The following is a 14,752-nucleotide window of genomic DNA, read 5'->3' on the forward strand; positions in this document are numbered from 1 at the left end:
CACCGGAGCCCACGGTAAGGTCGGCCGTGCCGCCACCCAGGCCCTGCTGGACGCCGGTCACGACGTCCTCGCGACGGACTTGACCCGCCCCGGATTTGAGCGACGCGCCGAAGGAACGGCCCGCTACCAGATGGCCGACCTGACGGATGCCGGAGAGGCGTTCGCCGTCGTGAGCGGCGTCGATGCCGTCGTGCACGTGGCTGCGATCCCGGAGCCAACCGGAAACCCCGCGCATGTCGTGTTCCGCACGAACCTGATGGCCACTTTCAACGTTCTCGAAGCGGCCGTCCGGTTCGGGGTGAAGCGCTTCGTCAACATCTCGAGCGAGACGGTCCCCGGTTTCTTCTTCCCGGAGCGGGACTTCCTGCCCGACTACGCCCCGGTCGACGAGGAACACCCGGCCCACCCGCAGGACCCCTACGCCCTGTCCAAGCACTTCGGCGAACAGCTGATGAACGCTGCGGTCGAGCGGTCGGACATCCGTTGCATCTCCCTGCGCCCGAGCTGGGTTCAGAACGAAGGCAACTACGAGCAGAACCTTGGGCCGCAGGTGCGCGACGCCGCGGTGCTCAGCCCGAATCTGTGGAGCTACATCGACGTCTATGATCTGGCAGACGCGATTGTGCTGGCCACCGAAGCCGACCTGCCCGGGCATGAGGTTTTCTACATTGCCTCACCGGACAACGTCGGTGGACGGGACTTCGGCGAGATCCTGCACAAGTACTACGGCGACACGATCGAGCTTCGACCAACTGATCGGCCTGACGCCTCGGGAATCTCCAGCGCGAAGGCGCAGCGCATGCTCGGCTGGACCCCGAAGCGGTCGTGGCGCGACTACCTCGACGCCGACGGCAACGCGCTTCCGCGCGGCTGAGCGCAGCCCACGATGCCGCTGACGGGCGGTGCAGACAATGCATCGCCCCGTCGGTACCACGCTGCCTTCGGCAAACCACATTCAGGCGAGTAGAACGACGTAAGAAACACGAGGAAACAGTGAGACGCAACAACGGCACCCTGCACCCACAACTTTCGCGAGTGATATCCGAGTGCGGGCACACCGACTCCATCGTCGTGGCCGATGCCGGCCTTCCCATTCCCTCATCAGTCGAGCGAATCGATCTGGCGTACCGAGCCGGAACACCGTCCTTCCTGGATGTTCTGGAAACGGTTCTGGCGGAGTTCGTTGTCGAGAAGGCCATAGTTTCGCTTGAAATGGTCGAGGATAGCCCCGAAATGTTGCAGGCAATCACGCAACGGTTGGTCGAGGTCGGTGTTTCAGTGGAGTTCGTGCCGCACACCGAGTTCAAGCAGAAGACCCACCAGGCTCGCGCGGTGGTTCGCTCCGGCGAGTTCACGCCGTACTCCAACGTTCTCTTATACTCGGGCGTTCCTTTCTAGGGAGGCCACCCGATTGGGAGCCTCGAAGGAAAAATTTCCGACGATGCAGGGAGCGAACCCGGAGAAGCCGACCCGACCAGGCGGCACCCGCAGACCACCGGACTACATAAACGAAATATGAGGCCACACCTTGACTATTGCCCCGCTAAGAATCGCAGCGATCCCAGGTGATGGCATCGGAGCGGAGGTGGTGGCCGCTGGGCGTCGCGTGATCGACGCGCTTGCCGCGGCATCGGATGGACGACTCGCCGTCGAGTGGACCGAATTTCCGTGGGGTTGTGGGTACTACGAAGCGACTGGGTCCATGATGCAAGAGGGTGGAGTGGCGGCTCTGCGAGACTTCGATGCCATCTACTTCGGCGCAGTAGGGTGGCCGACTGTGCCCGACCACGTGAGTTTATGGGGTCTGCGCATAGCCATCTGCCAGGGGCTTGACCAGTGGGCCAACGTCCGACCGGTCCGATTTCTCCCCGGCGTGAAAAGCCCGCTTCGGAAAGCCGACGAGGTTGAGCTTGATTGGATTGTCGTGCGCGAGAACAGCGAGGGCGAATATTCAGGCTTCGGCGGTCGAAATTTCGGAGGGCGTTTGCCTGGCGGAGAGATAGCCGTGCAATCCTCGGTCTTCACCGAAGTAGGTTGCGAACGAATCATCCGCTACGCCTTTGAGGTGGCTCGGACGCGTGTCCGCAAGAAGCTCACGAGTGTAACCAAGAGCAACGCGCAGCAGTACGGGATGGTGTTATGGGACGACGTTTTCAAGAGGGTTGCGCATGATTACCCCGATGTTGAGATCGACACCTGCCTTGTTGACGCGATGGCCGCACGCTTTGTGCTGCACCCCGAGCAGTTGTCTGTGGTGGTCGCCTCGAATCTCCACGCTGACATCTTGTCTGATCTCGGCAGCGCGCTGGCCGGAAGCCTCGGCCTGGCCGGTAGCGCCAACCTAAACCCGGAGCGGCGTACGCCGAGCATGTTCGAGGCCGTGCACGGCAGTGCGCCCGACATCGCCGGCCTTGGCATCGCGAATCCGATCGGGGCAATCGAGAGCGCGGCGCTCATGCTGCGCCATCTCGGTTTCCCAGCGGAGGCCGACTGTATCGAGCGTGCTATCGATCGCACGACCGCCGCCGGCGTGCTGCCCCGTGACCTGGGCGGGGAAGCGAACACCGCGGAAGTGACTGCGACGATTCTGCGTTTCCTCAACTGACTCAGGTGCGCCGGCCTAGTCATATGGTCGAGGCGACGCTCAGTCCAGACGGTGCGCGATGTCCCGAACGAGGCCAGCCTGTTACAGCTTCGTGTCGACGTGTCGCAGGTACTCATCGGTCACGGTGAAGGTGGCTGGGCCGGCGTGTGGTTCGCGGTGTTCGCTGCGGTCGCGGCATCCGGCGAGGCCGGCGCGGAGCTTGAGCGAGTCGAGGGTGGGCCAGAGTGCTCGTTGGTGCCAGTCCACGAGGGCGGAGGAGGCTTTGGCGGAGCGGGTGTCGTACGCAGCGCGGTGCGAGACCATGAGTGAGTATTTGCGGGTTCGGGGGCCGGTGAATATTGCCTTCGGGGGCCACTGGCGCCCGACCGCGCGAGCCTTTATGCCTTGACCTGGCCGGCGGTGTGTTCTCGCATGTTGTGGCCGCCGGTCTCGACCCAGATGGTGTTGTGCACGATGCGGTCCATGATCGCGTCGGCGTGAACCCCGGAACCGAGACGCTGGTGCCAATCCTTTTGGGCGTATTGGGTGCAGAACACCGTTGATGCTTGGTCGTAGCGGCGCTCGAGGAGTTCCAGAAGCATGCTCCTTGTGCTCTCGTCGGGCTCGTCGAGGAGCCATTCATCGATTACCAGGAGCTTGAATGCGGCGTACTTGTTCAAGAACTTCGTCGTGCCGGAGGGTTCATCGCGGGCCAGCTGCCAGGCCTCTTCGCGCTCCGGCATCCGAATGTAATGTGCTCGCACTCGGTGCAGGCACGCGGCCTACGCCAGCGCGCACCCCAGATGCGATTTCCCCGACCCGGTGAATCCTTGAAAAACGACGTTCTGCTGCCGGTCGATGAATGAGCACGTGCCCAGCCCCGCGATCATCGATCGGTCAAGGCCGCGTTCCTCGACGAGGTCCAGGCGGCGCAGGGCAGCGTTTGGATTTCGCAGGTTCGCCCGGCGGATCAGCCCCTCGACCTTGGTTTGGGTGAAGACGAAGTGGGCGTCATCGACGGCGAGTTTGATCTTCTCCTCGAATGCCAGACCGAGGGTGAGGGTGTCGTCCTGTGCGTCGAAGGCGTCCAACAGGGTGGCGACGCCCATTTCGCGGAGTTTGCGTTTGGTCTCGATATCCATCCGGCTCATCGTGCACCGCCTCCGGCGTAGTAGTCGGCGCCGCGGACATATCCGCCGGATTCGGGTTCGGTGGGTTCGAAGCGCGGAATCCTGCGGGTACCTTTCTTGTCTTGCCCGGTCTCCAAGATATGTTCGCGTGACCGAGGAACTCCTTAATATGAGGGAGAGGAACGCCGGCGCGCAGCATCTGCATCGCGCGGGCATGCCGAAGCTGGTGAGCATGGATCTTCTCCGGAAGCTCCGAACACTGCGCTCGTGCCGCGGCGGCATGTTTGTTCAGCAAGTAGGAGATGTTGTCCTGGCTCATCTGGTGGCGGCGACCTGCCCGGACCGTGAAGGACAACGGGGCTGTTGTCTCGGGGGCGCCGGGGTGGAACTCGCGTCGGTAGTGGTCGAGATGGCGTGCGGTCTTGTCCATCAGGGGAACGGTTCTGCTTTTGCGCCCTTTGCCGGTGAGCGTCACGCGGCTGGCGCCGATCGTGGTGTCGATATCGGCCGGGGTCAGGTCGAGGATTTCCTGGATCCGTGCTGCGGCATCGAAGGTGAGCAGGATGAGGGTGGTGTCCCTGCGACCGCGGCTGGTGTCTTGCCCGGGTGCGCGGATCAGCGCGTCGACGGCGGGCATGCTCAACCCGTCCGGAGCCCGCGCCGGTGTTCGGGCGGGCTTCACCTGTCTGACACCCAGCCAGATCGACACGAGCGACGCGCGATGTCAAGCTGAGTGGAGTCACTCGGGTGAGCTTGTGACGGCTGTGTCGGGGATGTTGATTCCGACGGTGCCGGCTGGTGCGGGTGTTCTTGGTCGCGCGCGGACTCGTTCCGGGTGCTTCTGGTGATAGTGCTGCAGGGCACGGTCGCGAATGCGGTGCGCATGCTTCCAGGAACCGTCGTGCACTTGCTGGGGTGTGAACAAAGCGATGCCGGAGTGCCTGTGGGTCGTGTTGTACCAGGGCACGTAGTCGGTCAGGTGATCGCGTGCGGTCTGGAGATTGTCGAAGATCCCTGGGTAGTTCGGCCGGTACTTCATCGTGCGGAACTCGGACTCGGAGAACGGGTTGTCGTTGGAGACATAGGGCCGGTTGTGGGTCTTGGTGACATTGTGCTCTTCGAGGAGCTCGGCCAGAGCGCTCGAGCGCATCGCGGGTCCGGAGTCGGCGTGCACGAACTGTGGGGTGCCGTGTTGACGGAACGCGGTCTGGAACATCTCCACGGCGAGGTGGTCGCTCTCGCGATCTTCGACCCGCCAGCCGGTGATCTTGCGGGACCAGATGTCGATGATCGTGTACGCCTTGAACGCTTTCCCCCGCCACGGAGAGCGCAGATCGGTGATGTCCCAACTCCAAACCTGGCCAGGCCCGGTCGCTATCAACACCGGCTTCTCCCGGGGTGTTCGGGACCCACGCCTCGTGGGCACCAGGGGGCGTGCGCTCTGATCCTCGATATCGGCGGCGATACGCCACCATGACCTGCGCCCGGCGAGCATTACACCCCGGTCCCATGCGGACGCGAACGTGTGATCGACAGAGTGTCCGCCCGCCCAGCCCGCCGTGATCTTCTCCGCGATCGCTCTCCGATCGGTTGTGGGGATACGAGACAGGTAAGCGCGATCTTTCTGCAGGACAGGCTCGGACACCCGTGCGCGGGGCGTATGCCGGTACTGCCATGTTGATCGTGCGACGCCGGCGATCGCCAACGCATTACGTTGCGAACCTGTCGTGCGCGTCAGCTCAGCTACGAGCTCGTTCTCCAACGTCAAGAATTCGACGGATCGGGGGTCGTCGGGTTGTCTGCGGGCTCTTCCTCGCTCATCGCGTGCAAGAGCCCGATAGCTTTTCCCAGCGCGGCATTGGTGTCCTCCAACTCGTGCACTCGCGCGCTCAGCCGCGCGACCTCAGCCGCGTGTGCCGCGTGCTCAGCCGCACGTGCTTTCTCCAGCGCAGTGCGCTTGCCCGGTGGAACAGTCATAGGACTACCCTCTCGCGGAATCAGCCCGCGATCGAGATCCCCCTCGTACACCGCGTCGCGCCAACGAGTGAGCGTGTGCCTCGAGACGCCGCGCTCCGCCAACCAGGCGCATTTCCGCCCGTACGGCAGCCCGTGGTACTCATGAACGAACTCGCGGATCTCCGCCGTGGTGAATCCTGGGCTTATCGACATTCCCCTGCCTCCTTCTGATCGTGAACTGACTCACAATCAGCCTGACGCAGAGGGTCGGGAATCGTTTGTGGCACCCAAAGTGGCACTTTTGGCGGTTAGCAGTATGTCTCGAAACAAAAAATGCCCCTGGTTTCCGCGGAAACTCAGGGGTTAAAGCTGGGGTACCTGGACTCGAACCAAGAACAACTGAACCAGAATCAGTCGTGTTGCCAATTACACCATACCCCAATGCCCGTTCCGAAGACCGGGCCGGGAGCTACTCTAGCCCATCCGGGCGGGCCCGGACAAACCCGCCGGTGAGTCGCGCGGGTCGCGCCGGCCTGCCCCTCAGTCGAAGCTGAACTCGTCGACGATCATGCACGTGCTGTCTCCCGAGCAGGTTGCCGTCACGGTGAGGTCGACCCCCAGGGCGTCGTCGGTGTGGATGCGGTACTCGTAGGCGGCGTCGGCCTTGAAGGCCTTCTCCGCGGCCGTCGGAAAGCCGGCGAGGTCGGCATCCGGGATGCCGTACCGGGCCGCGCGGCCCCGGAGGAGGTCGAGCGTGTTGCGGTAGCCGAGCACCCGGGTGGAATCCTCGACCCTCGCCGCGGCAAGGCGGCCGCCGGCGGTCGTGATCTCGATCGAGGTGCCGTTGAAGCGCATGCTGCCGCCCGGCCCGAGCACGGTGAGGTACTCGTAGACGCCCTCTGTGGGCGGCACGACCGTCAGTCGGCCGGAACGAGACAGCCCGAGCGGTTCGGCCGGGATCGGCACGGTGGTCGCGTCGATGGAGACCCTGCGCGTGTCGGCGATGTAGCTGAGGCCGTCGTCAGTGAAGAGCGAGGTGCCCTTGGCCGTCACCGCTCCGGCGGGGGCGGCCGTCGGGGCCGTGCCGACATCCGTGACCCGCGTGTTCACCGCAATCGTGAACGCGGCTCCGATCGCGGCCAGCAGCACCGCGGCGGGAATCCAGGATCGGATCGCCTTGCGGCGGCGCAGCTGCTCATGAGTTGGGGGCACCCGCATACTCTATGGGTGCGCGGGCGCCCCGGCCGTCGAACCGAACGGTCAGTCGACCAGCGTGGAGGCCAGGCGCGCGAGGCGCGCGACCGACTCCGTCTTGCCCAGGATCTCCATCGACTCGAACAGAGGCGGCGACACGCGCCGGCCGGAGACGGCCACCCGCAACGGTCCGAAGGCGACGCGGGGCTTGAGGCCCAGCCCGTCGATCAGCGTCTCGGTGAGCGTCGTGTGCACGCGGTCGGTGTTCCAGTCCGTCTCGGGGATGTCCAGGAGGGCGGCACTGGACGCGGCCAGGATCTCGCGGGCGTTCGCCGGGAGCGATTTGAGGGCATCCGCCTGGTATTCGAGCACGTCACCGGCGGTGAAGAGGAAGCCGAGCATGCCGGGCGCTTCGCCCAGCAGCGCGATGCGCTCCTGCACGAGGGGCGCTGCCGCCGTGAGGATGGCCTGCTCCTCGGCGCTGAGCGGCTCGCTGATGTCGCCGGCAGCGACGAGGTACGGAACGACCCGCTTCGCGAAGTCGGCGGGATCGAGCAGGCGGATGTGGTCACCGTTGATCGACTCGGCCTTCTTGAGGTCGAACCGGGCCGGGTTCGGCAGCACGTCGGCGACGTCGAACGCGGCGATCATCTCGTCGATCGAGAAGATGTCGCGGTCGCTGGCGAGCGACCAGCCGAGCAGCGAGAGGTAGTTGACGAGCCCCTCCGGGATGAAGCCGCGGGCGCGGTGGTGGAACAGGTTGGACTCGGGATCGCGCTTGGAGAGCTTCTTGTTGCCCTCGCCCATCACGTAGGGCAGGTGCCCGAAGCGCGGGATGAAGGTGGTCAGCCCGATGTCGATCAGCGCGTGGTACAACGCGATCTGCCTGGGCGTGGAGGAGAGCAGGTCCTCGCCGCGCAGCACGTGCGTGACGCCCATCAGCGCGTCGTCGACGGGGTTCACGAACGGGTAGAGCGGATGCCCGTTGGGCCGCACCAGCACGAAGTCGCTGAACGAACCGGCCGGGAAGGTGATCTCGCCGCGGACCAGGTCGTCGAAGGAGGTGTCGCCGCCCGGCACCTTGAGGCGGAGCGCCGGCTTGCGGCCCTCTGCGCGGTAGGCGGCCTTCTGCTCCTCGGTCAGGTTGCGCTCGAAGTTGTCGTAGCCCGTCTTCGGGTCGCGGCCGAGCGAGACGTTGCGCAGCTCGATCTCCTCGCCGCTGGCGAAGCTCTCGTAGAGGTGGCCGGAGACCTTGAGCTGCTCGATCACATCGCGGTAGATGTCGTAGCGCTGCGACTGGCGGTACGGCGCGTGCGGTCCGCCAACGTCGACGCCCTCGTCCGAGTCGAGTCGCAGCCAGCGCAACGCGTCGAGCAGCTGCAGGTAGCTTTCCTCGGTGTCGCGGGCCGGATCCGTGTCCTCGACCCGGAAGATGAACTTTCCGCCGGTGTGCCGGGCGTAGGCCCAGTTGAACAGGGCCGTGCGGATCAGCCCGACGTGCGGCGTTCCGGTGGGCGACGGGCAGAACCGAACACGGACATCGCTGCCGGTTGCGGTGGACACGGGGTATGAACTGGTCTCAGACATCACCCCCGATTCTACGCGTCGTTCGCCCCGGCGCCGGGGACCGCGGAATCGGGGGCCGACGGGTCGGGGGCCGCGAGCGCACCCAGCTGGCGCAGGGTCGCAGCGAGGGCCGGGACCCGGGTCGCCCCGGATGCGGTCACGGCGTGCACCGTGCGCTGGTCCCGGCCGGTCGTCGGCCGGATCACGATCCCGGCACGGACGCCGACGGATTCGACGGCGAGCATCGGCAGCATCGCGACGCCGATCCCCGCCTCTACCAGGCCCAGCACGGCCGCCACGTTGTCGGTCTCGTAGGCGATGCGGGGCGCGAAACCCTGGCGGCCGCAGAGCTCGAGGAGGTGGCCGCGGCACCGCGGGCATCCGCCGATCCAGTTCTCCTCGGCAAGGTCGCCGAGGTCGACGGCGTCGCGGCCGGCCAGCCGATGCGTCGTCGGCAGCACGAGCATCATCTCGTCGCGCCGCAGGGCGGTCACGGCCAGCCCCTCCGTGCCGGCGCGGTGCGGGTCGACCCGGTCGCCGGGGTAGCTGAAGGTGATCGCCAGGTCAGCCCGATGCTCGCGGACCGCGGCGACGGCCTCCGGCGGCTCCGCTTCCAGGTAGGTGATCCGGATTCCGGGGTGCCGCTCCGCCATGACGGCGAGCAGCCTGGGGACGAGAGCCGCGGACGCCGAGGGGAACGCGGCCAGTCGCACCCGGCCGGCGCGCAGGCCCTGCAGCTCGGCCAGTTCCCCGGCCGCGGCCTCCAGGGCGCTGGTGACGGCGACCGCGTGCCTGGCGAGCACGCTCCCGGCCTCGGTGAGTCGCACCGTGCGCCCGACGCGCTCGATCACGGCCATCCCGAGACGTTGTTCGAGTCGCTTGAGCTGCTGGCTGACGGCGGGCTGGCTGTAGCCGAGCGCGATCGCGGCGGCGGTGATCGAACCGTGCTCGGCCAGCGCGCGGACGACGCGCAGCGAGTGGGAGTCAAGATCGGACGGAGCGATGCGGGGCATCTGCGAAGAATAGCCGATGACGAATAACGGATGCTTATGCTTTGCATCGATCACTGGTCATTGTTGAATGGATGGCCCGGGCGCAGGCTTGACGTATGGACCCCGCACCATCCCCCACCGTCCCGCCCCCCGGCACCGCCATGCCCTCCGCCACCATTCCGCCCTCCGCGGGCATCGCAGCGTCCGGCCCGCGTGCCCGGCTCGGTGTCCGCGAGGCGCGCGGCCGGTTCAGCGGCGGGCGCGGCTACCTCGCCGCGTGCACGCTGGGCCTGCCGACCCGGGAGACCCTCGCTGCCATGCGGGCCGACGCCGAGGAGTGGTCGCTCGGCCGGGCCGACGCCGCAAGGTACGGCGCGGTGGTCGAGCGGGTTCGGTCGGGGTATGCGGGCCTGGTGAGCGTGCCCGTCGGCGCCGTCGCGATCGGCTCGCAGGCATCCGTCATGGCCGGACTTGTCGCGGCGAGCGTGCCGGACGGCGCCGAGGTGCTGTGCGTCGACGGCGACTTCAGCTCGATGGTGTTCCCGTTCCTCAGCCAGCGGCACCGCGGGGTGACCGTGCGCCATGTGCCCCTCGGCGAGCTGGCCGGGAGCATCACTGCGAACACGTGGCTCGTCGCCTGGTCGCTCGTGCAGTCGGCCACAGGAGCGATCGCCAACACGGAGGCCATCGTGGCGGCCGCGCACCGGTCAGGCACGTTCACCCTGTGCGATACGACGCAGGCGGCCGGCTGGATGCCCGTCGACGCGTCGCGGTTCGACGCGACGATCTGCCACAGCTATAAGTGGCTGTGCGCTCCGCGCGGGGCGGCCTTCCTCACCGTGAGCGCGCGGCTGGCCGAAGAGCTCAACCCCGCGCAGGCCGGCTGGTACGCCGGCGAGTCGCCCTGGGCATCCTGTTACGGCCCGGAGATGAACCTCGCGACCGACGCCCGCCGCTTCGACGTCTCCCCGGCGTGGCCGGCCTGGGTGGGCGCCGAACCCGCGATCGAGCTGTTCCGGAGCCTCGACCTGGCCGAGGTCCGCGCCCACGCCGTGGGGCTCGGCGACGCGCTCTGCGACGGCCTGGGGATCGACCGGCTCGGCCAGGCCATCGTGAGCTGGCCGGATGCCGACGGCCAGGGCCTCGGGCGCCTCACCGCCGCGGGGCTGGTCGCGTCCGGTCGCGCCGGCCGTGCCCGCGTGGCGTTCCACCTCTGGAACGACGAGGACGACGTCGCCGACGCGCTGACGGCCCTCGGCCGCTGACTGGCCGCTGGCTGGCCGCTGGCCATGCTCCTGACCGGCTCGCAAGCCGGTCAGGAGCTGAATCAGGCCTGAGCGGCAACGGCCTTGATGATCGCCGTGGCGAGAGCGGCGGAGGAGGCGGGGTTCTGACCCGTGTACAGGTTCCGGTCGATCTCCATGTGCTCGCCCCAGGGTGCCCCGGCGACGAAGTCGGCTCCGAGTTCGACCAGGCGGCTCTGCACGAGCCAGGGCGCCTTCGGGGCAAGCCCGCCCAGTGTCTCTTCCTCGTCGGTGAACCCGGTCATCCGGTAGCCGGTGAACGGCCAGGTTCCGTCGTCGCGACGCGCGGCGAGAAGTGCTGCCGGGGCGTGGCACAGCACACCGAGGATGCGACCCGAGTCGAGGGCCTCGGTCAGGATGCGGCCGGAGACTGCGTCGACCGCGAGGTCTTCCATCGGGCCGTGGCCGCCGGGGTAGAAGACGACGTCGTAGTCGGTGACGACGACATCGGAGATCGAGCGCGGCTCGTCGAGCTCGGAGCCGATCGACCCGAGATAGTCGACGATTTCGGCGGCCCGATCGACTCCTCCGGCGGCCTGGGGAGACAGGCTGCCGGCGTCGATGGTCGGGGCGACCCCGCCCGGGGTCGCGATCGTGATCTGCCAGCCGGCATCCGCGAACTGCCGGTGCGGCTCGGCGAGCTCCTCGGCCCAGTAACCGGTCGGGTGCAGCGTGCCGTCGTTGAGGGTCCAGTGGTCAGCGGCACTGACGACGAAAAGTACGGAATTCATGGGTTCTCCAAAGTGGTCTGGGGTGGATGAGTTGAGCGCGGTTTAGGCCGTGCGGACGACCATCTTGCCGGTGTTCTCGCCGCGCATCAGACCGAGGAATGCCCGGGCCGTGTTGTCGATCCCGTCGACGACGGTCTCGTCGAAGACGACCTCGCCGTTCGCGAGCCAGCCGGACATGTCGGCGGAGAAGGCCGGGAAGTGCTGCACGTAGTTGCCGACGGTGAACCCCTTCAGGCTCAGTCCGCGGGTGATGATGTTGGACATGTTGCGCGGTCCGGCGGGGGCATCGGTGCTGTTGTACAGCGAGATTGCGCCGCACAGCGCGGCCCGGCCGCCGTTGTTGAACGCCCCTAGCGCGGCTTCGAGGTGGTCGCCTCCGACATTGTCGAAGTACACGTCGATGCCCTCGGGTGCCGCGGCGGCGAGCTGGTTGGCGAGCGAGCCGTCCTTGTAGTTGAATGCGTCGTCGAAGCCGTACTTCTCGGTCAGGAGCGCGACCTTCTCGGCCGAGCCGGCGGAGCCGATCACGCGCCCGGCGCCCTTGAGCCTCGCGATCTGCCCGACCATGGTGCCGACGGCCCCGGCCGCACCGGACACGAACACCGTGTCGCCTTCCTTGAGGCCGGCGATCTCGAGCAGGCCGACGTACGCGGTGAGGGCGGTCATGCCGAGCACGCCGAGATAGGCGGAGAGTGGGACGCCTGGGATTTCGGGGACAACGCGGAACCCGGAGGCATCCTCCTGCACCAGGTCGCGCCAGCCGTGCTGGTGCACGACCACGTCGCCGACGGCGACGGCGTCAGAGGCGGATGCGATCACCCGGCCGACGGCCCCGCCGGTCATGGTCGCGCCGAGCGCGTAGGGCGCAGCGTAGGACTTGGCGTCGTTCATCCGTCCGCGCATGTAGGGGTCGACCGAGACGAACTCGTTGGCCACGCGCACCTGGCCCGGAGCGAGGTCGGGCAGGGTCACCTGCACCGTGCGGAAGTCGGCGGCGGTGGGCCAGCCGACCGGGCGGGCGACGAGCTGGGTCTGGGTGCTGATGGATGAGGCCATGGATGACTCCTCTGTTGCGTGTGGAACGAAGGTGTTTTTGGAACGACTGGTCCACTATATAGTGGACTGAGCGATACACAAACTGAACGAGACACGAACAGGAGGGCTCACCGTGGGACGGATCCAGGCATTCGACACCGTCGCCGTCGTTCAGGCCGCGCGCGACCTGTTCTGGGACAAAGGCTACGAGGCGACCTCGCTCGCCGACCTGGAGGCGGCGACCGGGCTGGCTCGATCGAGCCTCTATCACGCCTTCGGCAGCAAGCGCGGGCTCTTCGACGCGGCGGTTGCGGACTACCTCGATACGGTCATCCGGCCCAGGCTGCAGGTGTTGCTGACCGGCGCGACCGACACGAGCGCACTGCTCGCGTACCTCGACGGGCTGCGTCTCGCGGTGCAGAGGCGCGCGGACGCCTCAGACGGCTCGGACAGCCCGGACGGCTCCCGCGGCTCGAACAACTCGGGCGACTCCCGCGGCTCGGGCAACTCCCCCACGCGCGGCTGCCTTCTCATCAATTGCGCTGCAGGCCTGGCCGCCCATGACGACCCCGCCCGCGAGGTCGTCGACGGATACCGGGCCGAACTCGTGGCCGCGCTCAAGCATGCCCTCCTCTCGGCCGGGGCCGGGCAGCCCTTCCAGCCGACGCTCGTCGATGAGCGAGCGCGAACCCTCGCCTCCTTCACGATGAGCGCCATGCTTCTCGCCCGGGTCAACCCGGACGAATCGGCAGCACTTCTGGAAACGGCATCCGGCCTGGTGCGGTCCTGGATGCCCGAGGTCGGGTCGACGGCGTAGCCCCGAGTTGGCCGGAGGCGGCAGCCCGGTCTGCCGGGCCCGTCGGCCACTCCTCCACAGCCGCCGATCAGGCGGAGTTATCCACAGGAATTACGGGCTTGACCGGGTTATTCAGTCGTCGAGGAATGTCAGTGGGTACCCGGAGAATAGCTGCATGGACCCCCGCAATGCGCTCCAGCTGGCCTCCGTCGGCGACATCGTCGATGCGGTCGTCGCGGCGGATCGGCTGCTCGCGACGGTGAGCGCCCACCGGGCTGAACTCATCGACGAGGCGCGGCGGCGAAGCGAGCTGAGCGAAGCGACAACCGCCCGGCCGGCGGGCGCCCGGTGGGACGCCCGCACCATGGCGCGACGCGAGCTCCTGTCCGAGCTTGCCTGCGCACTCCGTCTCCCCCAGCGCAGCATGGAAACCCTGCTTGCCGAGAGCGAGGCCCTGGTGCACGAGTTGCCGGCCACCATGTCGGCGCTTCGCGCGGGCGAGATCAGCTACCGGCACGCGAAGGCCATGATCGATCACGCGGGGTCGCTCCCCGCCGAATCACGGAAGGAGTTCGAGGAGGCCCTGCTGCCGCAAGCGAGTCGGCTCACCGTCGCCAAGTTCGACGGCACGGCGCGAAAGGCCAGGGAGCGCACTCATCCCGAGACGATCAGCACGAGGCACGAGAAATGCGCCGGCGACAGGGCTGTGCAGCTCGTGCCCGCCCGCGACGGAATGGCCTGGTTGAACGCATACCTGCCCACCGCCACCGCGCACTCCATCTACAACCGGATCAGCGATCTCGCGATCAGTCTCCAACGGCCCGACGAGACGCGCACCCTCACCCAGCTCAGGGCCGACGTGCTGTCCGAGCTGCTGATCGACGGTGTCGGTGCGCCCGGCACTCCGTCCGCCGGCCTCGGCCAGGGCGTCCGCGCTACGGTGCTGATCACCGTTCCGGTCATGACCCTCCTCGGCCACAGCGAGGAACCCGGCCACCTCGAAGGCTACGGACCGATCGACCCGGAAACCGCCAGGCGCCTGGCCGCGAAGGCGCCCAGCTTCATACGCATCCTCACCCACCCCGAGACCGGATGTGTGCTGTCGGTCGGCCGATCCCGCTACAAGGTGCCCAAAGACCTCCGCCGCTGGCTCAGGGTGCGCGACGAAACCTGCCGGTTCCCCGGCTGCAACCGCAGTGCCTCCCGCTGCGACATCGACCATGGCCTCGACTGGCAGTTCGGCGGGCGCACCGACTCCGACAACCTGGCCAATCTCTGCCCACCCGATCACGATCTGAAAAGCGAGACCGGCTGGAGCGTCAAACACGCCAGGGACGGCACCCTGAACTGGACCTCCCCCGGCGGCCGAACGTACAGCACCGACCCCGCGACCCCGATGGGGCCCGCCCCGCCCCCGCCGTTCTAGGCCTCGCCGGCTCCTGCACTCCCTCGCCGAACCGTGAG

General features: G+C 67.3%; 15 protein-coding genes, 1 tRNA gene and 1 pseudogene. 6 read left to right on the forward strand and 11 right to left on the reverse strand.

What is annotated here, in order from left to right:
- The 3 genes from BLQ39_RS11730 to BLQ39_RS11740 form a co-directional block, all read left to right on the forward strand.
- Positions 1 to 874, forward strand: an 874-nt coding sequence (locus BLQ39_RS11730; protein ID WP_143006467.1) for an NAD-dependent epimerase/dehydratase family protein, incomplete at its 5' end; no start/stop codon positions are given.
- 119 nt (positions 875 to 993) lie between these two features.
- Complete coding sequence (gene rbsD, locus BLQ39_RS11735; protein ID WP_092324198.1) at positions 994 to 1,398, forward strand: D-ribose pyranase; 405 nt, start codon at positions 994 to 996, stop codon at positions 1,396 to 1,398.
- Between the two features lie 130 nt (positions 1,399 to 1,528).
- On the forward strand, positions 1,529 to 2,605 hold the full coding sequence (locus BLQ39_RS11740) for a tartrate dehydrogenase (protein WP_092324199.1): 1,077 nt from the start codon (positions 1,529 to 1,531) through the stop codon (positions 2,603 to 2,605).
- 81 nt (positions 2,606 to 2,686) lie between these two features.
- Here the strand turns inward: BLQ39_RS11740 and BLQ39_RS11745 are convergent, their stop codons facing one another.
- The 9 genes and pseudogenes from BLQ39_RS11745 to BLQ39_RS11785 all read right to left on the reverse strand — a co-directional run bounded on the left by BLQ39_RS11745 (position 2,687) and on the right by BLQ39_RS11785 (position 9,443).
- Positions 2,687 to 2,908: a hypothetical protein gene (locus BLQ39_RS11745; protein ID WP_092324200.1), complete on the reverse strand. Its 222-nt coding sequence runs from the start codon at positions 2,906 to 2,908 to the stop codon at positions 2,687 to 2,689.
- A gap of 74 nt (positions 2,909 to 2,982) precedes the next feature.
- Positions 2,983 to 3,693 (reverse strand): annotated as a pseudogene (locus BLQ39_RS11750) (ATP-binding protein).
- Positions 3,596 to 4,351 (reverse strand): tyrosine-type recombinase/integrase, encoded by a 756-nt coding sequence (locus BLQ39_RS16275; RefSeq protein WP_092324202.1) that lies wholly within the window; start codon positions 4,349 to 4,351, stop codon positions 3,596 to 3,598. The pseudogene BLQ39_RS11750 and the gene BLQ39_RS16275 overlap by 98 nt, the downstream one beginning before the upstream one ends.
- 102 nt (positions 4,352 to 4,453) lie before the next feature.
- Positions 4,454 to 5,098, reverse strand: a complete 645-nt coding sequence (locus tag BLQ39_RS15870) for a DDE-type integrase/transposase/recombinase (protein ID WP_167738545.1) — start codon at positions 5,096 to 5,098, stop codon at positions 4,454 to 4,456.
- Between the two features lie 380 nt (positions 5,099 to 5,478).
- Complete coding sequence (locus tag BLQ39_RS11765) at positions 5,479 to 5,883, reverse strand: hypothetical protein (protein ID WP_092324205.1); 405 nt, start codon at positions 5,881 to 5,883, stop codon at positions 5,479 to 5,481.
- A 156-nt stretch (positions 5,884 to 6,039) separates the two neighbouring features.
- Positions 6,040 to 6,111: transfer RNA gene (locus BLQ39_RS11770), tRNA-Gln, on the reverse strand.
- 99 nt (positions 6,112 to 6,210) lie between these two features.
- A complete protein-coding gene (locus tag BLQ39_RS11775) occupies positions 6,211 to 6,882 on the reverse strand; it encodes a hypothetical protein (protein ID WP_134575144.1) in 672 nt (223 codons plus the stop codon).
- A gap of 48 nt (positions 6,883 to 6,930) precedes the next feature.
- Positions 6,931 to 8,451: a glutamate--tRNA ligase gene (gene gltX, locus BLQ39_RS11780; RefSeq protein WP_092324208.1), complete on the reverse strand. Its 1,521-nt coding sequence runs from the start codon at positions 8,449 to 8,451 to the stop codon at positions 6,931 to 6,933.
- An 11-nt stretch (positions 8,452 to 8,462) separates the two neighbouring features.
- Positions 8,463 to 9,443 carry a LysR family transcriptional regulator gene (locus BLQ39_RS11785; protein WP_092324210.1) on the reverse strand — a complete coding sequence of 327 codons (981 nt, stop codon included), beginning with the start codon at positions 9,441 to 9,443 and terminating at the stop codon, positions 8,463 to 8,465.
- Positions 9,444 to 9,538: 95 nt separating this feature from the next.
- Here BLQ39_RS11785 and BLQ39_RS11790 point away from each other — a divergent pair, with 95 nt between their 5' ends.
- Positions 9,539 to 10,687 (forward strand): aminotransferase class V-fold PLP-dependent enzyme, encoded by a 1,149-nt coding sequence (locus tag BLQ39_RS11790; RefSeq protein ID WP_241986936.1) that lies wholly within the window; start codon positions 9,539 to 9,541, stop codon positions 10,685 to 10,687.
- A 62-nt stretch (positions 10,688 to 10,749) separates the two neighbouring features.
- Here BLQ39_RS11790 and BLQ39_RS11795 read toward each other — a convergent pair whose 3' ends face one another.
- Both BLQ39_RS11795 and BLQ39_RS11800 read right to left on the reverse strand, forming a co-directional pair.
- Entirely contained in the window at positions 10,750 to 11,457 is a 708-nt protein-coding gene (locus tag BLQ39_RS11795; protein WP_092324211.1) for a type 1 glutamine amidotransferase domain-containing protein, read from the reverse strand.
- A gap of 42 nt (positions 11,458 to 11,499) precedes the next feature.
- Positions 11,500 to 12,513 carry an NADP-dependent oxidoreductase gene (locus BLQ39_RS11800; protein ID WP_092324213.1) on the reverse strand — a complete coding sequence of 338 codons (1,014 nt, stop codon included), beginning with the start codon at positions 12,511 to 12,513 and terminating at the stop codon, positions 11,500 to 11,502.
- A 112-nt stretch (positions 12,514 to 12,625) separates the two neighbouring features.
- Between BLQ39_RS11800 and BLQ39_RS11805 the strand changes: the two genes are divergently transcribed.
- On the forward strand, positions 12,626 to 13,309 hold the full coding sequence (locus BLQ39_RS11805) for a TetR/AcrR family transcriptional regulator (protein WP_092324214.1): 684 nt from the start codon (positions 12,626 to 12,628) through the stop codon (positions 13,307 to 13,309).
- Positions 13,310 to 13,463: 154 nt separating this feature from the next.
- Positions 13,464 to 14,714, forward strand: a complete 1,251-nt coding sequence (locus BLQ39_RS11810) for an HNH endonuclease signature motif containing protein (protein ID WP_092324216.1) — start codon at positions 13,464 to 13,466, stop codon at positions 14,712 to 14,714.
- Positions 14,715 to 14,752: the final 38 nt, after the last annotated feature.

This window comes from Cryobacterium psychrotolerans (genome assembly GCF_900101115.1).
GTDB lineage: Bacteria > Actinomycetota > Actinomycetes > Actinomycetales > Microbacteriaceae > Cryobacterium > Cryobacterium psychrotolerans.

Bases quoted from the DNA above. Each gene is read 5' to 3' on its own strand.
- BLQ39_RS11765 (WP_092324205.1), bottom strand. From the start codon at position 5,883: ATGTCGATAAGCCCAGGATTCACCACGGCGGAGATCCGCGAGTTCGTT.
- BLQ39_RS11745 (WP_092324200.1), bottom strand. From the start codon at position 2,908: ATGGTCTCGCACCGCGCTGCGTACGACACCCGCTCCGCCAAAGCCTCC.
- BLQ39_RS11795 (WP_092324211.1), bottom strand. From the start codon at position 11,457: ATGAATTCCGTACTTTTCGTCGTCAGTGCCGCTGACCACTGGACCCTC.
- BLQ39_RS16275 (WP_092324202.1), bottom strand. From the start codon at position 4,351: ATGCCCGCCGTCGACGCGCTGATCCGCGCACCCGGGCAAGACACCAGC.
- BLQ39_RS11800 (WP_092324213.1), bottom strand. From the start codon at position 12,513: ATGGCCTCATCCATCAGCACCCAGACCCAGCTCGTCGCCCGCCCGGTC.
- BLQ39_RS11810 (WP_092324216.1), top strand. From the start codon at position 13,464: ATGGACCCCCGCAATGCGCTCCAGCTGGCCTCCGTCGGCGACATCGTC.
- BLQ39_RS11785 (WP_092324210.1), bottom strand. From the start codon at position 9,443: ATGCCCCGCATCGCTCCGTCCGATCTTGACTCCCACTCGCTGCGCGTC.
- gltX (WP_092324208.1), bottom strand. From the start codon at position 8,451: ATGTCTGAGACCAGTTCATACCCCGTGTCCACCGCAACCGGCAGCGAT.
- BLQ39_RS11790 (WP_241986936.1), top strand. From the start codon at position 9,539: ATGGACCCCGCACCATCCCCCACCGTCCCGCCCCCCGGCACCGCCATG.